This is a genomic window from Ruegeria sp. HKCCSP351 (assembly GCF_017872535.1).
Classification (GTDB): Bacteria; Pseudomonadota; Alphaproteobacteria; order Rhodobacterales; family Rhodobacteraceae; genus Ruegeria.
Genome location: NZ_JAEDOV010000001.1, coordinates 135327 through 160448 on the forward strand (window position 1 = coordinate 135327; position 25122 = coordinate 160448).

General features: G+C 60.3%; 21 protein-coding genes and 1 riboswitch. Of the genes, 14 read left to right on the top strand and 7 right to left on the bottom strand.

Annotation, left to right across the window (positions count from 1 at the left end):
- Position 1: 1 nt before the first annotated feature.
- The gene (gene xseA / locus I9182_RS00690; protein WP_209595856.1) at positions 2-1486 is read right to left on the bottom strand and encodes an exodeoxyribonuclease VII large subunit; all 1485 of its coding nucleotides are present in this window, start codon (positions 1484-1486) and stop codon (positions 2-4) included.
- Between the two features lie 76 nt (positions 1487-1562).
- On the opposite strand from xseA, the gene purD reads away from it, so the two are divergent.
- On the top strand, positions 1563-2831 hold the full coding sequence (gene purD, locus I9182_RS00695) for a phosphoribosylamine--glycine ligase (RefSeq protein WP_209595857.1): 1269 nt from the start codon (positions 1563-1565) through the stop codon (positions 2829-2831).
- Between the two features lie 135 nt (positions 2832-2966).
- Here purD and I9182_RS00700 read toward each other — a convergent pair whose 3' ends face one another.
- Positions 2967-3710 (bottom strand): VCBS repeat-containing protein, encoded by a 744-nt coding sequence (locus I9182_RS00700; RefSeq protein ID WP_245222451.1) that lies wholly within the window; start codon positions 3708-3710, stop codon positions 2967-2969.
- The gene (locus tag I9182_RS00705; RefSeq protein WP_209504265.1) at positions 3710-4033 is read right to left on the bottom strand and encodes a 2Fe-2S iron-sulfur cluster-binding protein; all 324 of its coding nucleotides are present in this window, start codon (positions 4031-4033) and stop codon (positions 3710-3712) included. Before I9182_RS00705 ends, I9182_RS00700 begins: the two co-directional genes overlap by 1 nt.
- Positions 4034-4160: 127 nt before the next feature.
- Here I9182_RS00705 and I9182_RS00710 point away from each other — a divergent pair, with 127 nt between their 5' ends.
- Positions 4161-4532: an OB-fold nucleic acid binding domain-containing protein gene (locus I9182_RS00710; RefSeq protein WP_209595858.1), complete on the top strand. Its 372-nt coding sequence runs from the start codon at positions 4161-4163 to the stop codon at positions 4530-4532.
- Positions 4533-4772: 240 nt separating this feature from the next.
- Positions 4773-5270 carry a hypothetical protein gene (locus I9182_RS00715; protein WP_209595859.1) on the top strand — a complete coding sequence of 166 codons (498 nt, stop codon included), beginning with the start codon at positions 4773-4775 and terminating at the stop codon, positions 5268-5270.
- A 148-nt stretch (positions 5271-5418) separates the two neighbouring features.
- Here I9182_RS00715 and I9182_RS00720 read toward each other — a convergent pair whose 3' ends face one another.
- Both I9182_RS00720 and I9182_RS00725 read right to left on the bottom strand, forming a co-directional pair.
- Positions 5419-6375: a calcium/sodium antiporter gene (locus I9182_RS00720; RefSeq protein ID WP_209595860.1), complete on the bottom strand. Its 957-nt coding sequence runs from the start codon at positions 6373-6375 to the stop codon at positions 5419-5421.
- A gap of 132 nt (positions 6376-6507) precedes the next feature.
- Positions 6508-7206, bottom strand: coding sequence for a glutathione S-transferase N-terminal domain-containing protein (locus I9182_RS00725; RefSeq protein WP_209595861.1), 699 nt, complete (start codon positions 7204-7206; stop codon positions 6508-6510).
- A gap of 123 nt (positions 7207-7329) precedes the next feature.
- Positions 7330-7407, top strand: a riboswitch (SAM riboswitch).
- A gap of 61 nt (positions 7408-7468) precedes the next feature.
- Between I9182_RS00725 and metZ the strand changes: the two genes are divergently transcribed.
- From metZ to I9182_RS00750, 5 genes are all read left to right on the top strand, one after another.
- Positions 7469-8659 (top strand): O-succinylhomoserine sulfhydrylase, encoded by a 1191-nt coding sequence (gene metZ / locus I9182_RS00730; protein WP_209595862.1) that lies wholly within the window; start codon positions 7469-7471, stop codon positions 8657-8659.
- 246 nt (positions 8660-8905) lie between these two features.
- Positions 8906-10009, top strand: coding sequence for a GTP cyclohydrolase FolE2 (gene folE2 / locus I9182_RS00735; protein WP_209504259.1), 1104 nt, complete (start codon positions 8906-8908; stop codon positions 10007-10009).
- A gap of 283 nt (positions 10010-10292) precedes the next feature.
- Positions 10293-10931 (top strand): hypothetical protein, encoded by a 639-nt coding sequence (locus I9182_RS00740; protein ID WP_209595863.1) that lies wholly within the window; start codon positions 10293-10295, stop codon positions 10929-10931.
- Between the two features lie 59 nt (positions 10932-10990).
- The gene (locus I9182_RS00745) at positions 10991-12439 is read left to right on the top strand and encodes a TrkH family potassium uptake protein (RefSeq protein WP_209504257.1); all 1449 of its coding nucleotides are present in this window, start codon (positions 10991-10993) and stop codon (positions 12437-12439) included.
- Positions 12439-14013 carry a 5-guanidino-2-oxopentanoate decarboxylase gene (locus I9182_RS00750; RefSeq protein ID WP_209595864.1) on the top strand — a complete coding sequence of 525 codons (1575 nt, stop codon included), beginning with the start codon at positions 12439-12441 and terminating at the stop codon, positions 14011-14013. Before I9182_RS00745 ends, I9182_RS00750 begins: the two co-directional genes overlap by 1 nt.
- 57 nt (positions 14014-14070) lie before the next feature.
- Here I9182_RS00750 and I9182_RS00755 read toward each other — a convergent pair whose 3' ends face one another.
- Positions 14071-15810, bottom strand: coding sequence for a serine protease (locus I9182_RS00755; RefSeq protein ID WP_209595865.1), 1740 nt, complete (start codon positions 15808-15810; stop codon positions 14071-14073).
- Positions 15811-16017: 207 nt separating this feature from the next.
- Here I9182_RS00755 and I9182_RS00760 point away from each other — a divergent pair, with 207 nt between their 5' ends.
- Positions 16018-16950: a glycine--tRNA ligase subunit alpha gene (locus tag I9182_RS00760; protein WP_209504254.1), complete on the top strand. Its 933-nt coding sequence runs from the start codon at positions 16018-16020 to the stop codon at positions 16948-16950.
- A 5-nt stretch (positions 16951-16955) separates the two neighbouring features.
- Here the strand turns inward: I9182_RS00760 and I9182_RS00765 are convergent, their stop codons facing one another.
- Positions 16956-17588 (bottom strand): MarC family protein, encoded by a 633-nt coding sequence (locus I9182_RS00765; RefSeq protein WP_209595866.1) that lies wholly within the window; start codon positions 17586-17588, stop codon positions 16956-16958.
- 78 nt (positions 17589-17666) lie between these two features.
- Here I9182_RS00765 and I9182_RS00770 point away from each other — a divergent pair, with 78 nt between their 5' ends.
- From I9182_RS00770 to I9182_RS00790, 5 genes are all read left to right on the top strand, one after another.
- On the top strand, positions 17667-18188 hold the full coding sequence (locus I9182_RS00770; protein ID WP_209595868.1) for a DUF6446 family protein: 522 nt from the start codon (positions 17667-17669) through the stop codon (positions 18186-18188).
- A gap of 11 nt (positions 18189-18199) precedes the next feature.
- On the top strand, positions 18200-19411 hold the full coding sequence (gltS, locus tag I9182_RS00775; protein WP_209595869.1) for a sodium/glutamate symporter: 1212 nt from the start codon (positions 18200-18202) through the stop codon (positions 19409-19411).
- A gap of 9 nt (positions 19412-19420) precedes the next feature.
- Entirely contained in the window at positions 19421-21640 is a 2220-nt protein-coding gene (gene glyS / locus I9182_RS00780) for a glycine--tRNA ligase subunit beta (RefSeq protein ID WP_209595871.1), read from the top strand.
- An 89-nt stretch (positions 21641-21729) separates the two neighbouring features.
- On the top strand, positions 21730-24270 hold the full coding sequence (locus I9182_RS00785) for a putative PEP-binding protein (protein ID WP_209504250.1): 2541 nt from the start codon (positions 21730-21732) through the stop codon (positions 24268-24270).
- 187 nt (positions 24271-24457) lie between these two features.
- The gene (locus I9182_RS00790) at positions 24458-25099 is read left to right on the top strand and encodes a cell wall hydrolase (protein ID WP_209595872.1); all 642 of its coding nucleotides are present in this window, start codon (positions 24458-24460) and stop codon (positions 25097-25099) included.
- Positions 25100-25122: the final 23 nt, after the last annotated feature.

Consider the following 25122-nt stretch of genomic DNA (forward strand, 5'->3'; position numbering starts at 1 on the left):
CTTAGAACAACGATCCCTGATCTGGTGCATCCGGTTTGGATTTCCGGTTGGGCTGCTTTACGGCTGTCCCGGTGCCAAGGATGCCATCGGCGAATTCGATGTCCAGCGCTGTATGTTTTGCGGCCTCGGCCTTGGTCGTGATGACATTCCCATCTGCGCGGACCACGGCATATCCGCGTTCCAGCGTCGCCTTGTAGCTGAGCGTTTCGCGCAGGCGGTCAGTGGCCTCAAGCTGATGTTTCAGACGATCCAGCCGCGTGGTCTGCGCCGCGTTCATCCGATCAGCAAGCCGGGCAAGGTTTTGCGCGTGCTGGCCGATCTCGCGTTGAAACGGGCGCAGGGACAGGCGTGAAGACAGGTTGCGCAATGATTCCTGCCGGGCCGAGACCAGAGTGCGCAGAGTTGACGGGCGCAGATGGGCCGACAGTTCCACCACTTGCAGGCGACGGTTTTGCACTCCTCGTGTCAAAGCCGGGGTCAAGCGATCCGCAATCAAATCAAGGCGTTGACGGGGGGAGTTCAACAGGCTGTCCGGGCGCGGCAGGGCGCGGGACAAATCGCGCAGCCTTTGCAAACGTCGCTGCACCGCGTCCGTTGCCGCGCGCGACAGGCGGGCGCCTTGCTCGCCGGTCCAGGCGAGCAGTTCGATGCGGACCGGCACGGCCAGCTCTGCCGCAGCTGTGGGTGTAGGCGCACGGCGGTCCGAAACGAAATCGATCAGGGTCGTGTCGGTTTCATGCCCAACGGCCGAAATCAGCGGTATGTCCGATGCGGCGGCGGCGCGCGCGACACTCTCTTCGTTGAAGCCCCAAAGATCTTCGATCGACCCACCGCCACGGGCCACGATGATCAGGTCAGGACGGGGCAGCGCGCCACCGGGTGTCAACTGGTTGAACCCTTCGATGGCGCGGGTAACCTCGGGGGCGCAGTTTGCACCCTGCACGGCCACCGGCCAGATCAGCACCTTGCGCGGGAACCTGTCCCGAAGCCGGTGCAGAATGTCACGGATCACCGCGCCCGAAGGCGATGTCACAACGCCGATGATCTGCGGAAGATACGGCAGGGGCTTCTTACGCTCGGGCGCAAACAAACCTTCGGCCTCAAGCTGTTTCTTGCGCTTTTCCAGCAAAGCCATAAGCGCGCCCTGACCAGCGACCGCAACTTCATCGACATTCAGGTTGTATTTGGATTGCGCGCCAAAAGCGGTCAGGCGACCGGTGACGACTACCTCCAGCCCTTCCTCTGGCACGACCGAGAGGCTGGAAACCTGACCTTTCCATGTCGTGCAGGCCAAAACGTTCCGGTCGTCCTTGATGTCGTAGTACAGGTGCCCGGATCGAGCCTTGAACACGCGCCCGACTTCACCGCGCACGCGGATTCGCCCGAACGCGCCTTCCAGCGTGCGCTTCACCTCGCCCGAGACCTCGGAAACCGTGTATTCAGGGGTGTTTTGGCCCGGAATCGGGTCATCAAGCAGGTCGGACATTTCAGCGCCTTGTTTCAAATGCTCACCCAGCTTAGAACGCCGCGCAGGCGAGGCCAAGCAGATCGGAGACGACCCCATGAACATCCTTATTCTCGGCAGCGGCGGGCGCGAACACAGCCTGGCCTGGGCGGTGATGCAAAACCCCAAATGCGACCGTCTGATCGTAGCGCCGGGCAATGCCGGGATCGCTCAGATCGCGGATTGTGCCGCTCTGGATATCGAAAACGGCGGGGCCGTTGTCAGCTTTGCCGAGGAAAACGCGATTGATTTCGTAATTGTCGGCCCCGAGGCCCCCTTGGCCGCCGGAGTGGCGGATCGCCTGCGCGAAGCCGGGGTGCTGGTTTTCGGACCGTCCGCCGAAGCGGCCCGGCTGGAAGCCTCAAAAAGCTTTACCAAGGAAATCTGTGACGCGGCACATGCGCCCACCGCTGCCTATGCGCGGTTCACCGCGCCCGAACCCGCCAAGGCCTATATCCGCGAACAGGGAGCGCCCATCGTGGTCAAGGCCGATGGTCTGGCCGCGGGCAAGGGCGTGATCGTGGCCATGGACGAAGACACGGCGCTTGACGCCATTGACGACATGTTCGGCGGTGCCTTTGGTGGCGCGGGGGCCGAGGTCGTGATCGAAGAGTTTATGGACGGCGAAGAAGCGTCTTTGTTTGTTCTGTGCGACGGCCAAGACATCCTGTCCATCGGCACGGCACAAGACCACAAGCGGGTGGGTGATGGTGACACGGGCCTGAACACCGGGGGGATGGGTGCCTATTCTCCCGCGCCGGTTCTGAGCGCGGAAGTTGAAGCGCGTGCGATGGAAGAGATCGTGCGCCCCACCATTGCCGAGATGAAGCGCCGGGGCACGCCGTTTCAGGGAATTCTCTATGCAGGGCTGATGATCAAGGACGGCCAGCCGCGCCTTGTGGAATACAACGTCCGTTTTGGGGACCCGGAATGTCAGGTCCTGATGATGCGTCTGGGCGCGCAGGCGATGGACCTGTTGCATGCCACTGCCGAAGGGCGGCTGGGCGAAATGCGGGTCAACTGGGCCGATGATCACGCGATGACGGTCGTGATGGCGGCCAAAGGTTATCCGGGAACCTACGAGAAGGGCACGGTCATCAAAGGATTGGACAGCTTGCCCGAGGACAGCAGCAATATGGTGTTTCATGCGGGCACAAGCGAGGCTGCGGGGCAGGTGCAGGCCGTCGGCGGGCGCGTTCTGAACGTGACCGCGCGCGGAAAAACGCTGCAAGAGGCGCGCGACCGGGCGTACCAGATGGTTGATGCCGTGGATTGGCCCGAAGGGTTCTATCGCAGCGATATCGGCTGGCGCGCTTTGGAGGGATGATCGGGCAGGGGGCTTTGCCCCCTCGGCCTTGCGGCCTCCCGGCGCTGCGCGCGTTCGCGGTTGAAATCGTCCACTGGACGATTTCCTTTCAACTGCTCACCCTCCAGGATATTTATGGCCAGATGAAGAAGCGGATCAGCAATTCAAGGCTAATGTGAGATTGTCGCGCTGTTTGAGCGGACCGAGGTCCGTCAGATGCCAGCCATCCTGATAGGAAACACGGATGATCCGCGACCAGTCGGCGCTGGCGAGGATCATTTCGGGATGGTCGCCACAGCTCCTCAGGCCGCCGGAAATGAAATCCTCACCGATCTTGTGGTTGGTCAGGCCGGGCAGAACAGCGATTTCGGTCAGTCCACCATCTTTGAAGCGCCAGATGCGCAGGGTTTTGGCCAGGTGGGGGCGATCAATATAGGCGATCTCGATATTGCCGTCACCATCCAGATCAGCAGCACCGACCGGGGCGAGCCAGCGGAATCGTGCGCCGATATGAGGTGTGGCTGCGATTTTTTCGCCAGCGGCGTTGTAGATCGCAAGCTGAGCGCCTGTTGTGTCCTGCGTTTCAACGACAATTGCTTCAACCGCGCCGTCCCTGTCGATGTCTGCCAGACGCGGCGCAAGGTCTTCGAATACACGGTCCTGTGGCAGACGAACCGTTACGACTGTGTCATCGACCACAAGTTCCAAAGCGCCGTATTCGATATTGTCACCCAAAACGCCATGTGCGTATCGCGTGGTTGGTTCCGCGAAGCGGGCGTCGGTGATGGTATCCGCCGCGACGGCGATTGGCAGCGCGCACCACAGGCCAAAAGGGAGCAAAGCGCTGCGCACCCGACATTGCCACAGGCGGGCGGGCTGACGCGGCGCTTTGTTGGGCATCAGATCTGCTTTTCAGGCATCTGGACAATCAGGCCGTCCAGCGCGTCGGTCACCTTGATCTGGCAGGTCAGGCGCGAGCGGGCCGGGTCGGGCTCATAGGCGAAATCCAGCATGTCCTCTTCCATGTCGTCCTTGGCCGGGATTTTCTCGACCCAGTCGGGGTGAACATAGACATGGCAGGTCGAGCAGGCGCAGGCACCGCCGCAATCGGCCTCGATGCCGGGAATGTTGTTGTCACGGGCCCCTTCCATGACGGTCAGTCCGTTGGCGACCTCGACAGTGTGCTCGGTACCGCCATGCTCGACATAGGTGATCTTTGCCATTGCGTGCGTCTTCCTTTTGCGATGTTCGAAACCTTCCTTAGTGAAGGGAGTTAGGTGTTTCCAGCCTCATTTGCGACTCCTTACGCCGTGTCTGGACTTTCCTGTATTTTGTTCTATTTTTGTTCTCATGCTTGTTGCCCCTTTTCACCACGCGGTTTCAAACCGGAACTGGCCGCGACCGCCGTCCTGTCTGCCCTCCGCCCAGCTGGAGGCCCCGCCCGAAGGGGCGCGTGTGGCCGTGGCCGGGCTGGTGATCCTGCGGCAGCGGCCGGGGACGGCCAAAGGCGTGATCTTTCTGACGCTTGAGGATGAGACCGGGATCGTCAACGTGGTGGTCTGGCGCAAGATCTACGAACGCTTCCGCCGTGCGGTGATCTCGGGGCGGTTGCTGAAGGTGACAGGCCGGATGCAGCGGGCGCATTCGGTGACCCATGTGATCGCGGAAGAGATCGAGGATATCTCGGACATGCTGGACCTGCTGGTGCAGGGGCAGGGTTAGGTCTGTCGTGCGGATCAATCCAACATTGTCCGTCGCAGTGCCGCAAACCCGCGCCTGGAGAGCGGGCGATATGTTTTCTTTGCCTCAAATGTGTGTTTAAGGCGCTTTTCCGCCACTTGAATGCGGGATGGTCGACTCTCCGGCGCCGGGCGCGTAGTGACACGCATCTTTGCGCATCGGCTTGTGTCAAAGCTCGGGCCGGATTGCGCATCACTCAACGTCTTTTCAGAGTCAGTTCGGATGCCCAACGCAACACACCAAGGATCGCTCGAAAAAACCGTCTCACGGGACGAAAGCCGGATTTCCGACCGTCTGGCAGAGCTCTCGGAACTCACACGTTCTGCGGGGTATGTTCACACCGCCCGAATGATCGATGAGGCGTTGAGCGCTTATTCCTTCGAACGCAGACAGGCTGAGACTGCAAAAAGGCTTCGGTCAGAGTTGCAGCAACTCAAGCGGATTGAAGCGTCGCGCTCGTATGACGAAACGGATCGAAAGCCGCATTTGGTTCCGAACTTTCGGTCCCGGCGGTCGGCAAAACCCGATGGGATGCTGTTCGACGGGGCCGAGCGTTCTGACGGCGCAGCCCAGAAAGCCGGGGCGCGCAACGGGCAGGCCGCATTTGTCCTGACGACCCGGATGCGTGTTGACGGGCGGAGCGTTGCAAGGCTGCGCAATGGGCACTGGACAGGTATTTCCATGTCTTTCCCCGCGGAACCTGAATTCCAGTTTCGCTGACAGGTCGCCCCGCGCCAAGGATCCGCCGCCGGGGGCGCTGGTCGTGTTGGCGCGGGGCAGAGTAACCTGGTACGGGGACAAAGCGGGCCATAACTGCACCGCTGTAACGGTCGGTTTCACTAAACAGCCAGGCTATCCGAGTGAATGGTTACCGAACCAGAAGCACACCAAGATAGACAATGTAAGCAAGCACAAAGAGCCCGCCCTCGCGCCGACTGATTGACCAGCCGCTTCGGGCAAAACCGATAAGGACAAGCGTTGAGGCACACAGAACCCAGATATCGAGACGAATAATCTCGCCAGGGATGACCATAGGTTGCACCAGAACGGTTACGCCAAGGATACCCAAGATGTTGAAGATGTTACTGCCCAAGACGTTCCCGAGTGCGACATCTCCCTCACCTTTCCGAACTGCGATGATTGAAGTGACGAGCTCCGGCATTGAGGTTCCGATTGCAACAATCGTCAGCCCGATTACCGTCTCCGAAAGCCCCGCTGTCTCAGCAAGAGACACGGCACCTGTCACCAAGAACTTTGCCCCAAATATCGTAATCGCCAGCCCTGCAACGGTGATCAGCAACGACACGGCAAGCGATGTTTCTGGGCCGACTACGGCTTCTGCTTCGTTCTCGTAGACAGCTGCGGCTGGCGTGCCTTCGGACCTATACTCAGACCACAGCGTGAAGCCCAGATAGGCTGCCAAGGTGACGACAAGCCCTGCGCCGATCAGCCGGCTGATTTCGCCGTATAGAACTACGCTTAAACAAACGAGAGTTACTATCACGACCGCCGTACCATCCCGGCGGAGTGCTCTCGGATTCACGGCGATAGGCGCGATGAGTGCTGCGATGCCGAGTATCAGAAGAACGTTTCCAATGTTGCTGCCGACAACATTCCCAATCGAAATGCCTGAAGAACCGGAAAGCGCGGCTTGCAAGCTTGTAACCAGTTCCGGTGTTGACGTTCCGAAGCCGACCAGTGTCAGTCCGATGACCATAGGTGATATACCGAACGACTTGGCAGCAGAAACCGATCCGCGCACCACCAATTCGCCACCGATCACTAAGCCAACAAGGCCAAATACGACAAATAACGCCGCGTACATCTTGAGTGGGTCTTTCTGAAAGATTTCCGTCGCTCATGTAATGATTTGCCAAACCTATACAATAGCAAAGGCGGATATTCGCGCATCACGCAGCATACGTCAGATTGGCTGCAAACCGGCCATGGAACAAACCTACCGCTTGAACAAAACGCTCTGCGCCTGCTTGTCCCGGTGGTCCCCTCGCAACTCGGCATACAACGCGCGTCCGGCCTGAACGGCTGGGCGGGCGCTGACGGTCTCCAGCCAGCGGGCAAAGTGCGGTTTGTCCTCCAACACCTGCTGCTGGCCTTCCCACAGGCTGGCCCAGCCCCAGATCGACATGTCGGCGATGGAATAGAAATCGCCCGCGACATACTCGTTTTCGGCCAGCCGCCGGTCCAGTACGCCGTAGAGCCGCGCGACCTCGGCGCGGTAGCGGTCCTTGGCATAGGGCAGGTCCTGCGGCGGGTCCAGTTGCGGGGCGTATTTCAGGAAGTGATGCGCCTGACCTGCCATCGGGCCAACGCCGCCCATCTGCCACATCAACCATTCCTCGACCGCGATCCGGTCGCGTTCGGTCGTGCCATAGAACCGCCCGGTCTTGCGGGCCAGATACATCAGGATCGCGCCGCTTTCGAAAACCGAAATAGGTGCGCCACCCGGCCCGTCAGGATCGACAATGGCGGGCATCCGGTTGTTGGGCGCGATCTTCAGGAATGCGGGATCGAACTGGTCACCCTTGCCGATATTGATCAGATGGGTGGTGTAGGGCAGCTCCATCTCCTCCAGGGCGATGGAAACTTTCCAGCCATTCGGTGTCGGCCAGAAATACAGATCAATCGGGTCAGCCATGTGTTCTCCTGATGTTGACAGGGATCATGCGGGTTTCTGCCGGTTCGGCAAGTACCGCTTACGAAAGCGTGACCGAAGCGCAGGCCGGGCTTGACCGCGAACCGCCCGAGGCGTATTGCGATCCTGAAGCTACGTGGCGATTTGTTACCGGATTGCGGGCCACGCTAAACAACACCGCTAAAAGGTCAGGATGAAAGACCCCTTTCGCTTGGCCGCGTCTGGGGTTTTTTGTTTGCCTCCACCCGAGGCTGAAAGGATTGAGATGAGCGAGAACTGGAACAAACGCACCCAAGCCGTCCATGGCGGCATCCGTCGCAGCCAGTATAACGAGGTGAGCGAAGCGATTTTCCTGACTCAGGGTTTTGTCTACGAAAGCGCGGAACAGGCCGAGGCCCGGTTTCTGGAATGTGGCCCCGACGAGTTCATCTATGCCCGTTACGGCAACCCGACCGTGTCCATGTTCGAGCAGCGCATCGCGGCGCTGGAAGGCGGCGAAGATGCCTTTGCGACGGCCTCGGGTATGGCTGCCGTCAACGGCGCGCTGACCTCGATGCTGAAGGCCGGGGACCATGTTGTTTCGGCCAAGGCGCTGTTCGGTTCGTGCCTCTATATCCTTGAAAACATCCTGAGCCGCTATGGCGTGGAGGTGACCTTTGTGGACGGCACCGATCTGGAACAGTGGAAGGCGGCGATCCGCCCGGACACCAAGGCCGTTTTCTTTGAATCCATGTCGAACCCCACGCTAGAGGTGATCGATATCGCTTCTGTGGCCGATCTGGCCCATGCGGTCGGAGCCGTTGTCGTGGTGGACAACGTGTTCTCGACCCCGGTGTTCTCGCGCGCGATCCAGCAGGGTGCGGATGTGGTCGTCTACTCAGCGACCAAGCATATCGACGGGCAGGGTCGTGCGCTGGGCGGTGTGATCATCGGAACCAAGGACTTCATCCGCGGAACAGTTGAACCCTATCTCAAGCATACCGGTGGCGCGCTGAGCCCGTTCAATGCGTGGATCATGCTCAAGGGCCTTGAGACGATGGCGCTGCGGGTCAATGCGCAGGCCGAAAGCGCGCAAAAGATTGCCGAGGCGCTGGAAGGGCACCCGGCATTGGAACGGACGCTTTACCCCGGTTTGAAAACCCATGCCCAGAACGCATTGGTTCAGACCCAACTGGGCGGCAAGGGCGGAACCGTGTTGTCGCTGGACATCAAGGGCGGCAAGGATGCGGCTTTCGCCTTCCTGAATGCGATGACCATCCCGGTGATTTCGAACAATCTGGGCGATGCCAAATCCATCGCGACGCACCCGGCGACAACAACGCACCAGCGTCTCAGCGACGCGCAGAAGGACCAACTGGGCATTACACCGGGCCTGATCCGCTTTTCCGTCGGGCTTGAGGATGCCGGTGACTTGCTGGCCGACATTCAGCAAGCGTTGGAAGCCTCGCAGAAATAGACCAAAGCCCCCCGCGCCCTTTTCGTGCGTGGGGGGCAGGCTGCCTGCCCACGCGGCCACTTTGTTTTGGGCGGCTGACAGGCGTGCCACCCGCTGTTCCCACCTTCAAAAGGCGCTAACTGTTGCGAGATGACGGTTTTGCGCCGGATTTTTCAATCCGGGCTGCTATTGCCGACGTATCGGGTTAGACTGGTAATAGACCATCAGTCATATATAGTCCGACGACCAACCAAGGAACTGCCGCTGATGAATGTTCACCCGCGCGACATTGATGAAAAACCAGATCGGGACAAAGCTGCCGAGGCTTTGAACGTTCTGCGGCAATGGGCCAAATCTGCCTCGGAAGCCGAGATAAACCAGCTTGACCCGGCTGTGGCCCGGCTGCTGCCCGGTCTGGCGGCGGGCAACTATCCGCCCTTTTCGCGCGCTTACCCCGATGACTTTGCCGTAGATGCGGCGTACCGCGCATCCTTGCCGGATTTGCAGAACGGCCCGTCCAGCCTGATCCGTGGGGCCAAACAGCAGATCCAACATGTGGGTATTTCGAACTTCCGCCTGCCGATCCGGTTCCACCGGAAAGAGGGCGAAGACCTGACGCTGGAAACCTCGATCACCGGCACGGTCAGCCTCGAGGCCGAGAAAAAGGGCATCAACATGTCCCGGATCATGCGGTCTTTCTACAAACATGCGGAACGGACCTTCAGCTTTGAGGTCATGGAATCCGCTCTGGACGATTACATGTCCGATCTGGACAGCTTCGACGCCCGTATCCAGATGCGCTTTTCCTACCCGGACAGGATCAAAAGCCTGCGCTCGGGCCTTGAAGGTTACCAGTATTACGACATCGCGCTTGAACTGGTCGAACAGAACGGTGTGCGTCAGAAGATCATGCACCTTGACTATGTCTATTCCTCGACCTGCCCCTGTTCGCTGGAACTCAGCGAACATGCCCGGTCGATGCGCGGTCAGCTGGCGACACCGCATTCGCAGCGCTCCGTCGCACGGATCTCGGTTGTCGTGGACTGTGATGCGGATTGCCTGTGGTTTGAAGACCTGATTGCGCTGTGCCGCCGCGCGGTTCCGACGGAAACGCAGGTGATGGTGAAGCGCGAAGATGAACAGGCTTTTGCCGAATTGAACGCAGCCAATCCGATCTTCGTCGAAGATGCCGCGCGCCTGTTCTGCGCCGAGTTGCTGGCAGATCATCACGTCGGTGATTTTCGCGTTGTCGCAAGCCATCAGGAAAGCCTGCACAGCCATGACGCCGTGTCGATTCTGACCGAGGGCCCAACCTTCGCCGCGTCCAGCCTTGACCCAAAACTGTTCACGACCCTGTTTCACGTTGGCTAAACGCTTCGGGTAAGTGGCTAGAATTTAATCAGAGATTTTCCTGATCGGCGCTCATTCGCCGCAGCGCAGCAAAAATGCTGCACTTGCGTGAAAAACTCCTGTATCCTGACGGGGAATGCAGCTTCGGCACACCGGCGCGCTCAATGGTGTGTCACCCGAAAGGAAGCCGAGACGTGAGACGCCTTGGACTGCAAGACCCCAACCTCCGCCCGGACCACCCGAGCGGGCAGGGCGCTTTACCCTCACTCTTCGGGCTGCATCGTTTTCACAGGAGATCTATGGAATGAATCCGATTACCCAACCGCTGGAGCTTCAGGCCGCGGCTATACGCATGGCTGGCTATGCGATCGTCAACCAGATCAAGATTGCACAGATCATGACCCGTTCGGCGCTTGAACTGCCGATGGTGCCGGTCCACGCCCTGCACCTGGCAGCATCAGCACCGGGTCCAGTGGTGGAAGCTCCGGCGGAAAAACCGGCGGCCAAACCTAAACCCGCCGCGACGCGCACGAAACGCGTACCGGCGAAATCGTCAACGGCCAAGAAAAAGCTGGCCCGCAAACCTGCGCCGGCCAAGCCGACGGCCAAATCGGTTGAGTTTTCAGCCAGTCCGCGGCCCAAGGCAGCCCCCCCGGCGGCAGCCAAACCGACACCAGCGGTTAATGATGAAAAAGCAGTGAAGCCTGTTGAATCCTCGGCGACACCTGCGACCGCAACCGTGCCACCCGTAACACCCAATCCCGCCCCTGCGGCACCGGCGCCTGTTCAGGCAGCGCAGGTCAAGCCGACACCGGTCGATCCTGCCCCGGCCAAGGTGCAGGCGAAACCAGCCCCGGCGACGGAACCGCGCAAACCGCAGGCGCGAAAAACTCGCGCCCCGTCCAAACCACCTGTGATGCCCGGAGCAGATGTCAAAAACTGACGGGTAAACCGGGATCATCTGCTTGACACGGTCGGGTTGGCACGCCAACCCTGCGCGTCATGATGGATCTTCGCCCGGTCGGATATGTGATTGGCTTGCTGGTCGCCATTCTTGGGGCGACCATGCTGCTGCCTATGCTCGCGGACCTGATCGAGGGGCGAGGGGAATGGCCGGTATTTCTGGAAAGCGCCATTATCACGACGCTGACCGGGGCCGTTCTGGCGATGAGCTGCTCGAACGGTGTGGGTGAAGGGCTGACCATCCGCCAGACCTTCCTGTTGACAACCGGAGTTTGGGCGGCGCTGCCCCTGTTTGGCGCAATTCCGTTTCTGTTCGGTGAAACCGAGCTGCGCTTTGTCGATGCGTATTTCGAGGCGATGTCCGGCCTGACAACTACAGGTTCAACGGTGATTTCCGGGTTGGACACCCTGCCGCAGGGGCTTTTGCTGTGGCGCGGTATCCTGCAATGGCTGGGGGGCATCGGGATCATCGTTGTCGCCATGGTGTTCCTGCCCGAGCTGCGCGTTGGCGGCATGCAGATCTTCCGTTCGGAAGGTTTTGAAACAATGGGGAAAATCCTGCCTCGCGCGCAAGAGATCGCGGGTCAGATTTCGCTCATCTATGTTTTCCTGACACTGGTCTGCGCGCTGGTTTACGCCGGTCTGGGAATGAACTTTTTCGATGCGCTGGTACATGCGTTGACAACGCTTTCGACGGGCGGGTTCTCGAACTATGACGCCTCGTTCGGAACATTCTCGGGGCCCGCCGAATATGCGGCGTCGGTGTTCATGATTTTGGCAGCGCTTCCTTTTGTGCGCTATGTCCAGCTGGCAAACGGCCATACAGCGTCCTTGTGGAAAGACAGTCAAATTCGCGCGTTTCTGGCGACCATTCTGGTTCTGGTCATCATCATGTCGATTTTCCTGACATCGGTCTTTCCGCATCACTGGGAACAGGCGTTTCGGGAATCTCTGTTCAACATCACCTCGATCATCTCGGGGACCGGCTATGCCAGTGTCGATTACATGGGCTGGGGCAGCTTTCCGATCATGATGTTCTTCCTGATCGGCCTGATTGGCGGCTGCGCAGGATCGACCGCATGTTCGATCAAGATATTCCGCTACCAGCTGCTGTTTGCCTCGATCAAAAGTCAGATCAAAAGGATCAGGTCTCCGCATGGCGTGTTCGTGCCGCTCTATGATGGGCGGCCCGTAGGGCAGGGCGTTCTGACATCGGTGATGAGCTTTTTCATGTTCTTTGTCCTGTCGATGGGCGTGCTGTCCTGGGCGCTGGCGCTGACAGGTCTGGACTTCATCACAGCCGTTTCCGGGGCGGCGACCGCGCTGGCCAATGTTGGTCCCGGTCTGGGCGATCAGATCGGACCAGCGGGCAATTTTGCAAATCTCAACGACACCGCCAAATGGTTGCTGACAATCGGGATGCTGGTCGGGCGGCTCGAGCTGTTGGCCGTTTACGCGATCTTCACCGTTCAATTCTGGAGAGGCTGATGAAAAGACCCCTTGGCGCGCAGATTTCGCATATGCTCAAGGATCGTGGCGTGGACGTGATTTTCGGCATACCCGGCGTTCACAATCAGGAAATGTACCGCGGCATCGAAGAGGCTGGCATTCAACATGTTCTGGCCCGGCACGAACAGGGGGCGGGCTTCATGGCCGATGGGTATGCCCGCGCAACCGGCAAGCCGGGGGTCGCTTTTGTGATCACCGGACCCGGCCTGTGCAACATCATGACGCCAATCGGGCAGGCCTTCAGCGACTCGGTGCCGATGCTGGTGGTGTCGTCCTGCCTTGATGAAACACAGGCCCTGCGCGGCCAGTTGCACCAGATGAAGGACCAGTGTCTTGCGGCCGGAACCGTTGCCGACTGGTCGGCACGGGCCAACTCGGCCGAGGCCGCCTATGCACTGGTCGAACGCGCCTTTGAAGAATTCGAGCTGTCGCGCCCGCGCCCCAAGCACATTCAGGTGCCAATCGCGCAGTTGCAGGCCGAAGCTGACCCGGCACCTTTCCCCAACCAGCCCGCGTTGCGCACCAAGGCGTTGCCACCCGACGTATCGCCGGTTGTCTCGATGCTGAACCTTGCGCGCAGGCCGCTGTTCATTCTGGGGGGCGGTTGCAAATCCAACGACTGGCGGCAGATTCTGACACAGCTAGGGGCGGCCTGCTTTACCACATATGCAGGGCGCGGGCTGCCGGGCGCAAACTATCCGCTGGATTTCGGCGCGTCGCTGCCGCGCCCTGGCAGCGCCGAGGTTATCGCCTCGGCGGATCTGGTCATCGCGGTCGGCGCAGAACTGGGCGAGGTCGATCTGTGGCGCAGCGACCTTGGGCATTCGGCAACATTGATCCGGGTTGACCTTGATCCCGAAGTCCTGTCCGACCACCATCGCGCCGCGATCAAACTGCAAACTGACAGCGAAAGCTTTGCCCGCGCCTTGTGGCAGGCGACCGAAAATCTGAAACCGGCAACCGGCTGGTCGCCCGACGAAATTTCCGAAGCCCGTGCCCGGTGGCGGGCCGAGGTGGATGCCGAACGGCCCGGAATTGCAGCAGTGGCCGACGCGCTGCGCGCTGCGATGCCCGCTGATACCATGATCTATTCCGACATGACCCAATTCGCCTATGTCGCGAAAGAGGTGTGGGACATGGCCTATCCGCATCACTGGCACCATCCGACCGGGTTCGGAACGCTGGGCTATGGTTTGCCGGCCGGAATTGGCGGCGCGGTGGCGCGGCGCGGCAAACCAACGGCGGTAATCGCCGGGGATTACGGGTTCCACTATACGATGCAGGAATTGGGTGTTGCGGTCGAACTGGGTTTGTCGCTGCCGATCATCCTGTGGGACAATGGCAAGCTGAAAGAAATCGAAGACAGTATGGTCCGCAGCCAGATCGCGCCCAATGCGGTGGTGGCGCATAACCCGGATTTCTGCAAACTGGCCGAGGCTTTTGGCGCGCGCGCCTCAGCCCCTTCATCTCTGGCTGAGATGCAGAGTGCGGTTCGCGCGGCTTTCGATGCACCTGTCCCGACCTTGATCCACGTGACCCCGGACATTCTGTAACAAATAAAAGCGCCGCAGGTTCATGCGGCGCTTTGGTGTTTCAATATCTGCGCGGGCTCAGTCCCAGCAGTGCACCAGAACCGTCATTCCGGTTGCGCGCCGGTTCAATTCGTTGGGGGAAATCCGGGTGGTTTCCTCGCTCGACAGACCGGAAACACCGGCTTTCGTCAGGATTTCTGTCAACCGCTCGACCGTTGCCGCAAGGCTGACAGACGCGGGCAGGGTGCGCCCCTCTGACGGTGTCGGCAGCAACATGCCAACCACGTTGCCACTGTCGTTGAAGACCGGTCCGCCCGCATCGCCGGGCTGTGCGTTCAGGGCCAGCCGTTTGATACCTGTCTCGCCGTTCAGGCCACGGATATCCGCGATTTGACCGTAGGTCAGCGTCGGTGCGCCCAAAGCCCCCTGATAGGAAAAGCCGGATACGGCCACTTCGGACTGAATGCGCGGCTGGGTGGTGCTGAAAGCAGCAACACTCATGGGTGCAAGGGCTTTTGCAGGGCGCAGGACCGAAACACCAAGCTCCTGGTCCGTCAGCGCCAGTTGAACCTCCTGATCCCCCTCCAGGGTGATCCGGGTGCAGCTTTCGGCGGCTTCCGACACCGTCAGAACCGTGCCGTCCGCACCAGCGAAAAAGCCCGACCGCGACAGCCGCGGCTTGCGGATCTGAAGACCCGAGACCAGATCGATGCGCTGTTCCGCATCCGCACCGGCGGCGGCATCCAGAACCGCGTCCGTTGTGCTCAGGCTGGTCGCCATCGCAGCCAGAACACGCAGGCGGCGCGCCTCGTCCCCTTCGGGCCAGACCAGCGTAAAGCCCTTGATCATTCCATCGGCCAACCGCGCCTGCGTGAATGAAACGATCCCATTGCCGCGCCCTTCAAGGGTAAACTGGTCGCGGCCCAGCTCACGCGGGCCGTTCAGCGGAACAATTTCAAGCGACTGCATCACCTGGTAAAGGGCGCGCAGCGTGTTCTTGTCACCCTCCTGACTGATCAAAAGGGCCTGGGTGTTCAGATCCGAGGCGCTTTTGAAATGCACGAACGGTGCCTCATAGCGGTCAAAGCTGACTGTACCCAACGGCATGTCCAGCGCAATTCCGGCCGCGTCATCGGAATACCGGTCCATCCCGGCCGAGATCAGCGGCGCGTTGTATTCATCCATCAGGGCCTTGCGCTGAGCCGTGGTCAGAACGCCCGTCGCCTCATACCCGTTGAACCGCTGCCAATCGCCCATCGACCGGCGGGTTCCCTGACCGAAAGCACCATCAATGGTCGAATTATAGAACCCAGCCGCTTGCAGGGCCGTTTGCAAGTCTTTCCGTTCCTGCGCCGTCAAAAGACGCTCGGACTGCAATGCTTGTGCGCGGGTTTCATCCGAAACCTGTGGGGTCGCGATTGTCAGGGTTTCTTGCGGCTGTGCTGCCGGTTCTGTCGGCGCGCTTACAGCATCGCGGTTCAGGGCGTTTTCGCCGACGGGCCAGAACTGTTGCCCCAACGAGCTTGAAAACGCGACAAAGCTGTCACGCGGGATCTGCCCCTCGGCCCGGTAAACGCGCAATACCTGCTCGGCATCCCCGCGTGCATAAGGGCCGATCACGATGGCATACCAGCCACTGTTCAGCCGAAACCCGTTCACGTCGGGCAGGGTGCTGGCATAGGCTTGCGCCCGGTCCTGCGCTTCGCGCAGCGACGGCTGCGCCTCGACCTGAACCCAGACGCCGGGGTCTTGTTGAGCGGTCGCGGCGCGCAGGCCGACCAGAAGAAACAAAAGAACTGCTGAAAATACGCGTGTCATAGTCTGCCCGTGTTATGCGGTGTTTGTACTGAGGGGCAGAATACGCGATTTCATTTGCCAAATACCATGCTGTGAATGCGGGGAATTTGTGGTGTGGCCGCGCAGATACAGCCGCAGCCCAAAGCCCCGTTGACGCCCCTCGGCCCCTTGCATAGGAAGGGCCAAACCGACCGGAACCGGGCGCACGGGGCGCCCAGAGGGAATGTCATGACCGAACCGACCAGCGCACCGCGTTCATTTCAGGAAATCATCCTCAGGCTTCAGTCCTACTGGGCCTCGAAAGGCTGTGCGATTCTGCAACCCTATGACATGGAGGTCGGGGCGGGGACGTTCCATCCCGCTACCACTTTGCGGGCGCTGGGGTCCAAGGCATGGGCCGCAGCCTATGTTCAACCGTCGCGCCGTCCCACGGACGGGCGCTATGGCGAAAACCCCAACCGGCTTCAGCATTACTACCAGTATCAGGTGCTGATCAAACCCAGCCCGCCGGATTTGCAGGAGCTGTATCTGGGCAGCCTTCAGGCCATTGGCATCGACATGGATCTGCATGATATCCGCTTTGTCGAAGACGACTGGGAAAGCCCTACACTCGGCGCGTGGGGGCTTGGCTGGGAGGTTTGGTGTGACGGAATGGAAGTCAGCCAGTTCACCTATTTCCAGCAGGTCGGAGGCCATGACTGCGCGCCTGTCTCGGGCGAGCTGACCTATGGGCTCGAGCGTCTGGCCATGTATGTGCTGGGCATCGACCACGTGATGGACATGCCGTTTAACGATCCGCAATCCCCCAGCGCTTTGACCTATGGCGACATCTTCAAACAGACCGAAGAGGAATACGCCCGCTGGAATTTTGACGTCGCCAATACCGAGGTTCTGCTGCGCCATTTCGAAGAGGCCGAGGCTGAATGCGCCACGATCCTGGCGCAGGCGCATGACGATCCGAAAACCGGCAAGCGCATCATCATGGCGCATCCGGCCTATGACCAGTGCATCAAGGCGTCACACATCTTCAACCTGCTGGATGCGCGGGGTGTGATCTCGGTCACCGAACGGCAGGCCTATATCGGGCGCGTGCGGGCGCTGGCCAAGCAATGCGCGGATGCCTTTGTGCAGACCGAGGCGGCCGGGTTCAGCGCCGGATGAGGCGATCAGGCCAGCCCCGGCAACAGGGCTTTCAGGCCGTCCGCGATCATGCTGACGGCGATAGCCGCAAGAATCATCCCCATAAAGCGGCTCATGATCACGCGCGCGGTGTCGGACAGGCGTTGGGCCAGCCAGGCCGCGTTCCAGAACGTGATCAGAAGCAGGCCGACAATAGCAAGGTATACACCTGCATAAACAAAGGCTTCTACGGGCTTCTTGATCTGGTGCGCATACAGGATCAGCGTGGTGATGGTGCCGGGGCCGACCAGAATGGGAAAGGCCAGCGGATAAAAGGCGACGGTGTCGGCTTCGGGGTAAGCGTCCTTTTCCCCCTTCGTCCCGTGATGAGAGGTGCTTTCGTGTCCGTTCAGCATGTTCAGACCGATCATCATGACAACCAGACCACCGGCGACGCGCAGATGATTGACGCTGATGCCAAAAAGGCCAAGCGCCTGACTGCCGACCAGGGCAAAGGCACCGCCAAGGATCAGGCAGTAGATCACGGTTTTGACCGCAATCTTGCGCTGTTCGGTGGCGGACAGGTCCTGAGTGACGCTCAGAAACACCGGCAGGTTGGTGACCGGGTTCATGATCGCAAACAATGCGCCGAAAAATCCGACGGCAAAGGTGGATTCCATCGTGAAGACCTCGTTTCTGCCTGTTCCCCGATGAAACCTGTCCTATTTTACAAGAACTTGAAAGAGGCGGCCTGAAAGATGACGGGAAAACTGCTGGCAATTCTTCTGCTGCTGTCGGCCATCGTGGCAGGCGTCGGCATGTATTATCTACAGGTCTACGGCTATTATTATGAGGTCGAACCGCAACCGGGGCAGGACGTTGCCCTGATGACGGATGCGAACGGTGTGCCGGAACCCATCGCCTATACCGGGTTTCAGGCAATCGACGCGGACAGTTCGCCGATCCGGTATCGCGCCTGTTTCGAAACCGAATTGATGCCAGACCAGATGGCTGGATACGTGCCTGTCGAAAACCCTGAACCCCTGACTGCACCGGGATGGTTTGAATGCTACGATGCGGTGTCATTGGCGGATGCGCTTGAATCCGGGCAGGCGCGGGCGTTCATGGGGGTGAAGAACATCCACTTCGGCGTCGACCGGATCGTGGCGATCACCGAAGATGGTAAGGGCTATGTCTGGCACGCGTTGAACAATTGCGGTGAAAAAGCTTATGACGGTACCGTCGTGGGCGAGGAATGCCCGCCGCGCCCGGAAAACTGAAGGAGCAGACCGTGGGCCATGTCATAGAAATCCCCGATTTCCTGACGGCCACTCTGGGGTTTGCGGTCTTTCTGATAGGGGCCGAGATCAACTCACGTGTGACAACCCTGCGCAATTTCAACATCCCCGAACCCGTAACAGGGGGCCTGCTGGCCTCGCTGGTGGTTCTGATGCTTTATCTGGTCTTCGGGATCGAACTGTCCTTTGGCCTGACAGCCCGCGATTTCCTGCTGGTCCTGTTTTTTGCCGGGATCGGCCTGAACGCCCGTCTGTCTGACCTCATTGCGGGCGGTAAGCCGTTAATCTTGCTTTTGATTCTCACTCTGGCGACGATAGTCTTTCAGAATGTGATTGGTGCCGCTGGGGCGGCGATCTTCGGCTATCCCGCACAGGCCGGTGTGTTGTTCGGATCGGCCGCCCTGATCGGTGGGCACGGTACGGCAATCGCATGGGCGCCGGACGTGGCGCAGGCAACGGGGCTTGACGGCGCGACCGAACTGGGTGTGGCCGTCGCCACCCTTGGATTGGTGCTTGCCGCGCTGGTTGGCGGCCCGATCGCGCGCCTGCTGGTCGAACGGCGCGGCCTGACGCCTGACCGCCCTGACGAAGAACCCAGCGTCGGATTGCCGGATGAGCATGACGGGCACACCGCAAACATCGATCATCTGACCGTCATGCGCGTCTTGCTGCACCTGAACCTGGCGATCATCTTGGGATATGCGCTGAATGAATCAATTGCCGCCGCCGGGCTGAAACTGCCGCTGTTCGTGCCCTGCCTGATCATGGGCATCGTGATCGCCAATCTGCGGGACGCGCTGTTTCCCGGCGCTCCGAAAGTGTCGCGCACACCGTCGCTGGCGCTGATTTCGGAATTTGCGCTGGGCGCGTTTCTGGCAATGTCGCTGATGAGCCTGCAACTCTGGACCATCGCGCAGCTTGGCATGGCCATTGCGGTGATCATGACAGCGCAGACGGTGTTCGCGGTGCTGTTCGTCCTCTGGGTGCTGTTCCCGGTCATGGGGTCCAACTATCGCGCCGCTGTACTGGCCGCCGGGTTTGGCGGCTTTGCGTTGGGGGCCACACCCACCGCTATCGCAAATATGACAGCCGTGACCAAGCGATATGGCCCATCGCCTATTGCCTTTATCGTGCTGCCCCTTGTATCCGCCTTCTTTGTGGATATCGCCAATGCCATCGTCATTCAGACGATCGTCAATTTCTAAGGACCGACAATGCCCGACCTGCTGATCGAACTGTTCTCCGAAGAGATCCCCGCACGGATGCAAGCCCGTGCCGGCGAGGATCTGAAAAAGCGGATTACCGATGGTCTGGTCGAGGCCGGTCTGACCTATGCAAGCGCGGCCGCCCTGACCACGCCCCGCCGCCTGACGCTAGCGGTCGAAGGGCTGCTGGCGAAAAGCCCCACCATCCGGGAAGAACGCAAGGGCCCAAAGGTCGGCGCGCCCGACAAGGCAATCGAAGGGTTCCTGCGCGGCGCGGGCCTGACCCGTGATCAGCTGGAAGAACGCGAAACCCCCAAGGGCGCCATCTATTTCGCCACCATCGAAAAGGCTGGTCGCCCCGCGGCCGAGATCATTGCCGAGGTGCTCGAAACCACCATCCGCAATTTCCCTTGGCCAAAATCCATGCGCTGGGGCAGTGGCAGCTTGCGCTGGGTGCGCCCGCTGCATTCGATCCTGTGCATTCTGACGGATGAGACCGGGGCGCAAGTCGTGCCAATGGATGTCGACGGCATTTCGTCCAGTGACACCACAGCAGGCCACCGCTTCATGGCGCCCAGCCGCTTTTCGGTCACGTCTTTCGACGATTACGCGGCCAAGCTGAAGCGGGCTTTCGTGGTTCTTTCCCCCGAGGAACGCGCCCAGCACATCTGGAACGACGCCCAGAACATGGCCTTTGCCGCTGGTCTTGAGCTGGTCGAAGACAAGGGCCTGCTGGCCGAGGTCGCCGGGCTGGTCGAATGGCCGGTCGTCCTGATGGGACAGATTGACGACGAATTTCTCGACCTGCCGCCCGAGGTGCTGCAGACCTCGATGAAAGAACACCAAAAGTTCTTCTCGGTCCGCAATCCCAAAACGGGCCGGATTGAACGGTTCGTCACTGTTGCGAACCGCGAAACCGCTGACAATGGCGCGACCATTCTGGCGGGCAATCAGAAAGTTCTGTCGGCCCGTCTGGCGGATGCCAAGTTCTTTTGGGAAAATGACCTGCGCATCGCCAAATCGGACATTGCACAATGGACCCGCGCGCTGGAAAACGTCACCTTCCACAACAAACTGGGAACGCAAGCTGACCGGATCGGCCGTATCGCCGCGCTGGCCCGCGAACTGGCGCCAGTGACCGGTGCCGATGCCGATCAGGCCAAAAAAGCCGCGTGCCTGGCCAAGGCCGACCTCAGCTCGGAAATGGTCTACGAATTCCCCGAACTTCAGGGCCTTATGGGGCGGTATTACATCGAAGCGGCAGGCGAAGATGCTGCCGTGGCCGCCGTCGCGCAAGAGCACTACTCGCCTTTGGGGCCATCAGACGACGTGCCCACGGCTCCGCTGTCGGTGACCGTTGCATTGGCCGACAAGCTGGACACGCTGGCGGGGTTCTGGGCGATTGATGAAAAGCCTACCGGCTCAAAAGACCCGTTTGCCCTGCGCCGTGCGGCACTTGGGGTTATCCGGCTGGTGCTCGGCAATGACCTGCGTCTGCATCTGGATCGGTTCTTCGACGGGCAGCTGCTGCGTGCTGAAAGCGCTGCAAACGAGGCGCTGGCGGCGGAAAACGTTAACGAACTTTTGGATGAAATCGCAGATCACGGCGTGTTTGGCGCAGCCTTCCAGACTGTCAAGGAAAGGCTGGGCGAAGTGTCGGGCGCCGATTTCCTGAGCCTTGAAAAGAAGATCCCCGACGCATCCGACGATCTCCTCTCCTTCTTCCACGACCGCCTCAAGGTCTTCCTCCGCGACGAGGGCATCCGCCATGACGTCATCGATGCCTGTATCGCGATGGACGGCAATGACGACCTCAATCTGCTGGTCAAACGCGCCCGCGCGCTGAACGCGGTGATCGCGACTGAGGATGGCGAAAACCTTGTGCAGGGTTTCAAGCGCGCAAACAACATCCTGACCCAGGCCGAGGAAAAGGATGGGGTGGAATATTCCTACGGTGCGGATGTGAAATTCGCCGAAACCGACAGCGAAAAGGCATTGTTTGCGGCCTTGAACGCAGCTCAGGCAAAAATCGAACCCGCGCTGAAATCCGAAGATTTTCCCACGGCCATGGCCGCCATGGCGAGGCTGCGCGGGCCGGTGGATGCGTTCTTTGAGGATGTGCAGGTCAACACCGATAATGACATTGTTCGCCGCAACCGGCTGAACCTGCTCAGCCAGATCCGTCAGATCTGCTCCAGCGTGGCCGATCTGAACCGGATCGAAGGGTAAACGACCGGGCGCGCTGGCACGCGCGCCCACAACGCTCTTGCGTGAAGGGCGCAAGCGCTTATGCTGCAGGCAAACCAAAAGGTGCTGCAGTGCAGAATAATCCGAATACGACGCTCATCACATCCGACGCGCCTGTCACCGCCCATACACATGGCGGGCGGGCCAAATGTCTGCAACGTCTGGTCCGGCTGAACCTGCCCGTGCCCCGAACCGTTGCGCTGTCATTTGATGCCGTTCACCAGATCGCCGAAGGGACAACCCCGGATATTGCGGCGATCCTCGAACAGTTCGATCCGACCTCGTTGCTATGCGTCCGGCCCAGTTCCGAAGATCCCGATTGGGGCGGTCCCGGCGCGGTTCTCAATATCGGAATGAACGATGCCCGTTATGTCGACCTGTCCGACACCATGGGGGCCGAGGCCGCCGCAGCCCTGTATCTGAGGTTCGTTCAAAGCTATGCGATCCACGTGGCGCGGCTGGATGCGGATGTGTTTGATGACATTGACGCCGACGGCCGCGAAGGGCTGCGCCATTCGCTGCGCGCCTACGAGGATGAAACCGACGAGGTCTTTCCGCAGGACAGGGGCGAACAGCTGATCGGTGTTCTGCGCTCGATGGCACGTGCATGGGACGGGACGTCCGCGCGCTTGCTGCGGCAGGCCAAGGGGGCACCCGCTGATGCCGGGCTTGGGTTGGTCATCCAAGAGATGATCCCCGGCGTCGGCAAAGGGGAATGCGGATCGGGTGTTCTGCAACTGGTTGATTCCACAACCGGAATGCCACAGATCACCGGTCGCTACCTAAGTCAGAGCCAGGGGCGCGATGCGCTGGGCAAAGATGTGGCAGCCCTGTTTCTGGAAAAAGACCCGCGCGGCCCCTCGCTGGAAGAGGTCGCGCCCAAAGCTTTTGCCGATGTCAAAGCGCATGCCGCCCTGATGCGCCAGAAACTGCGCGAAGAGATGCAGGTCGAATTCGTCATTCAGGATGGCACTGTGCATATTCTGGATGGCGTCCGGGTGCAGCGATCGGCCCGCGCGGCCATGCGCATTGCCGTACGTCTTGCCGAAGACGGTATCATACCGCCGCAAGAGGCGGTGATGCGTGTCGACCCGCACGCGCTGAACGAACTACTGCACCGTCAGGTCCACCCCGATGCGCGCCGCGATGTGCTGACCACGGCCATTGGTGCCAGCCCCGGTGCCTCGACCGGCAAGATCGTGTTCACCTCGGCCGAAGCACAGGCCAGTGCCGCTCGGGGCGAGGCGTGTGTTCTGGTGCGCCGGGAAACCTCGCCCGAGGATGTGCGCGGGATGCACGCCGCTGTAGCGGTTCTGACGGAAAAGGGCGGCATGACCAGCCACGCGGCCGTGATCGGGCGCGGATTGGGCCTGCCCTGTATCGTCGGGGCCTCGGAAATGCGGTTTCAGACGAAAGACAAGATGCTGACTGCACCGGATGGGCGCGTGTTCAAAACCGGCGATATTGTCACCATTGATGGCAGCTCGGGGCAGGTGCTGGCCGGCCAGCCCGCCATGCTCGAGGCCGCATTGGATGACTGTTTCCAGACGCTGATGGGCTGGGCCGATGCCGAGCGTGACATCGACATCCGCGCCAATGCTGACACACCGGCTGACGCGCAGACGGCCCGGAACTTTCAGGCTCAGGGGATCGGTCTGTGCCGGACCGAACATATGTTCTTTGACCCCGGTCGTCTGATCGTGATGCGCGAAATGATCTTTGCGCAAACCTCGGCGGGCAGGGCGGCAGTGCTGGCACGCCTGCTTCCGATGCAGCGCGAGGATTTTGTTCAGCTGTTCAGGATCATGGAAGGCCAGCCTGTCTGCATCCGCCTGTTCGATCCCCCCTTGCATGAATTCCTGCCGACAACGCGCACCGGGCAACGGGAACTGGCCGAGGCGCTGGACCTGCCCGTGTCCGACGTCGAACGCCGGGTCGAGGCGATGACAGAATACAACCCCATGCTTGGCCTGCGCGGCGTTCGTCTGGGTGTCACCGTGCCCGAGATCTACGACATGCAGGCGCGTGCGATTTTCGAAGCCACGCTTGAGGCCCGAAAAAACGGTGCCCCGGTGGTGCCCGAAGTGATGATCCCGCTGGTTTCCGCCAAGCGCGAGGTTGAACTTGTCAAATCCCGCATCGACTCGGTCGCCGCCGCCGTTGAATCGGAACGGGGGCAGAAGTTCGAATACCGGCTGGGCGTCATGGTCGAAACGCCACGCGCCTGTCTGCGCGCGGAAGAGATCGCGCCGCAGACCGCCTTCATGAGTTTTGGTACAAACGACCTGACGCAGATGACTTATGGTCTGTCCCGCGACGATGCCGGTCGTTTCATGTCCGCTTACGTGCGACAGGGGGTCTTTACCGAAGATCCGTTCCACGTTCTTGATCCGGACGGGGTGGGCGAGTTGCTGAAACTCGGGGCAGAGCGCGGGCGTGCCGCGAAACCGGATGTGACACTTTCGGTCTGTGGCGAACACGGCGGGAACCCCGAATCAATCGCGATCTGTCGCGATCTTGGGTTCGACTATGTGTCATGCTCACCGTTCCGGGTTCCGGTCGCTCGGCTGGCTGCCGCTCAACTGGCGATTTCCTCCAGACTTGGGGGTTGACACTGCGCCGAACCCCAAGGAATAGTGGGTTATACGGTCACTCGTAGGCGAAAAATATTTTCGCCACGGGCGATTTTCCACTTGCTTTTTTCTAGATACTGGACCTTTGCGCCAGTCTGGGGTATCAGCCTCGTCGCGCCCGCCGGGGGAGGGTATGGCGCGTGATGTGCCTGTGCGAGGTTATCTGATGCTACGTTACATATTGGCTGTTGCCGCAGTGGCGGCAACCGTGCTGCCGAGTGCGTCCTTCGCCGAGAAGGAAGCGACTGATACTGCAAAGCAAGAACTTGTCGCCCGCAGCGAGCTGCCGGCGCAAAGTTTTCGGGACTATTTCAAGCTGTTCCAGCCCCGCAAGGCGGCCGAACCTGTCGAAGTGTCCTTCTCCAAAGACTGGCTTGACCAGCAACCAAAGGCCACGGGCGGCGAAAACTGGAAATGCCTGTCCGAAGCCCTGTACTTCGAGGCGCGCGGCGAAAGCGTGCGCGGCCAGTTCGCGGTTGCCGAAGTGATCCTGAACCGGGTCAAAAGCAGCCGTTTCCCGGATTCCCTGTGCGGGGTGATCCATCAGGGGACCGGCAAGAAATACCAGTGCCAGTTCACATACACCTGTGATGGCCGCAAAGAAATCATCCACGAGAAAACGGCGTATGAGCGTGTGGCAAAAGTCGCGCGGGCAGCCATTGATGGCGTGGCGGATGAGTTGACCGAAGGGGCGACGCACTATCACACGACGTCGGTTCGCCCATCCTGGTCGCGGGTCTATAAACAGACGGCGAAAATCGGCGTGCATGTTTTTTACCGCCACAACTACCGGACAGCGAGCAACTGATTGACGCACCCGCGCTGGAAGCT

What these genes read in the sequence shown, in the direction of transcription:
- xseA (WP_209595856.1), bottom strand. Translation starts at nt 1,486, where the DNA reads ATGTCCGACCTGCTTGATGACCCGATTCCGGGCCAAAACACCCCTGAA.
- purD (WP_209595857.1), top strand. Translation starts at nt 1,563, where the DNA reads ATGAACATCCTTATTCTCGGCAGCGGCGGGCGCGAACACAGCCTGGCC.
- I9182_RS00700 (WP_245222451.1), bottom strand. Translation starts at nt 3,710, where the DNA reads ATGCCCAACAAAGCGCCGCGTCAGCCCGCCCGCCTGTGGCAATGTCGG.
- I9182_RS00705 (WP_209504265.1), bottom strand. Translation starts at nt 4,033, where the DNA reads ATGGCAAAGATCACCTATGTCGAGCATGGCGGTACCGAGCACACTGTC.
- I9182_RS00710 (WP_209595858.1), top strand. Translation starts at nt 4,161, where the DNA reads ATGCTTGTTGCCCCTTTTCACCACGCGGTTTCAAACCGGAACTGGCCG.
- I9182_RS00715 (WP_209595859.1), top strand. Translation starts at nt 4,773, where the DNA reads ATGCCCAACGCAACACACCAAGGATCGCTCGAAAAAACCGTCTCACGG.
- I9182_RS00720 (WP_209595860.1), bottom strand. Translation starts at nt 6,375, where the DNA reads ATGTACGCGGCGTTATTTGTCGTATTTGGCCTTGTTGGCTTAGTGATC.
- I9182_RS00725 (WP_209595861.1), bottom strand. Translation starts at nt 7,206, where the DNA reads ATGGCTGACCCGATTGATCTGTATTTCTGGCCGACACCGAATGGCTGG.
- metZ (WP_209595862.1), top strand. Translation starts at nt 7,469, where the DNA reads ATGAGCGAGAACTGGAACAAACGCACCCAAGCCGTCCATGGCGGCATC.
- folE2 (WP_209504259.1), top strand. Translation starts at nt 8,906, where the DNA reads ATGAATGTTCACCCGCGCGACATTGATGAAAAACCAGATCGGGACAAA.
- I9182_RS00740 (WP_209595863.1), top strand. Translation starts at nt 10,293, where the DNA reads ATGAATCCGATTACCCAACCGCTGGAGCTTCAGGCCGCGGCTATACGC.
- I9182_RS00745 (WP_209504257.1), top strand. Translation starts at nt 10,991, where the DNA reads ATGATGGATCTTCGCCCGGTCGGATATGTGATTGGCTTGCTGGTCGCC.
- I9182_RS00750 (WP_209595864.1), top strand. Translation starts at nt 12,439, where the DNA reads ATGAAAAGACCCCTTGGCGCGCAGATTTCGCATATGCTCAAGGATCGT.
- I9182_RS00755 (WP_209595865.1), bottom strand. Translation starts at nt 15,810, where the DNA reads ATGACACGCGTATTTTCAGCAGTTCTTTTGTTTCTTCTGGTCGGCCTG.
- I9182_RS00760 (WP_209504254.1), top strand. Translation starts at nt 16,018, where the DNA reads ATGACCGAACCGACCAGCGCACCGCGTTCATTTCAGGAAATCATCCTC.
- I9182_RS00765 (WP_209595866.1), bottom strand. Translation starts at nt 17,588, where the DNA reads ATGGAATCCACCTTTGCCGTCGGATTTTTCGGCGCATTGTTTGCGATC.
- I9182_RS00770 (WP_209595868.1), top strand. Translation starts at nt 17,667, where the DNA reads ATGACGGGAAAACTGCTGGCAATTCTTCTGCTGCTGTCGGCCATCGTG.
- glyS (WP_209595871.1), top strand. Translation starts at nt 19,421, where the DNA reads ATGCCCGACCTGCTGATCGAACTGTTCTCCGAAGAGATCCCCGCACGG.
- I9182_RS00790 (WP_209595872.1), top strand. Translation starts at nt 24,458, where the DNA reads ATGCTACGTTACATATTGGCTGTTGCCGCAGTGGCGGCAACCGTGCTG.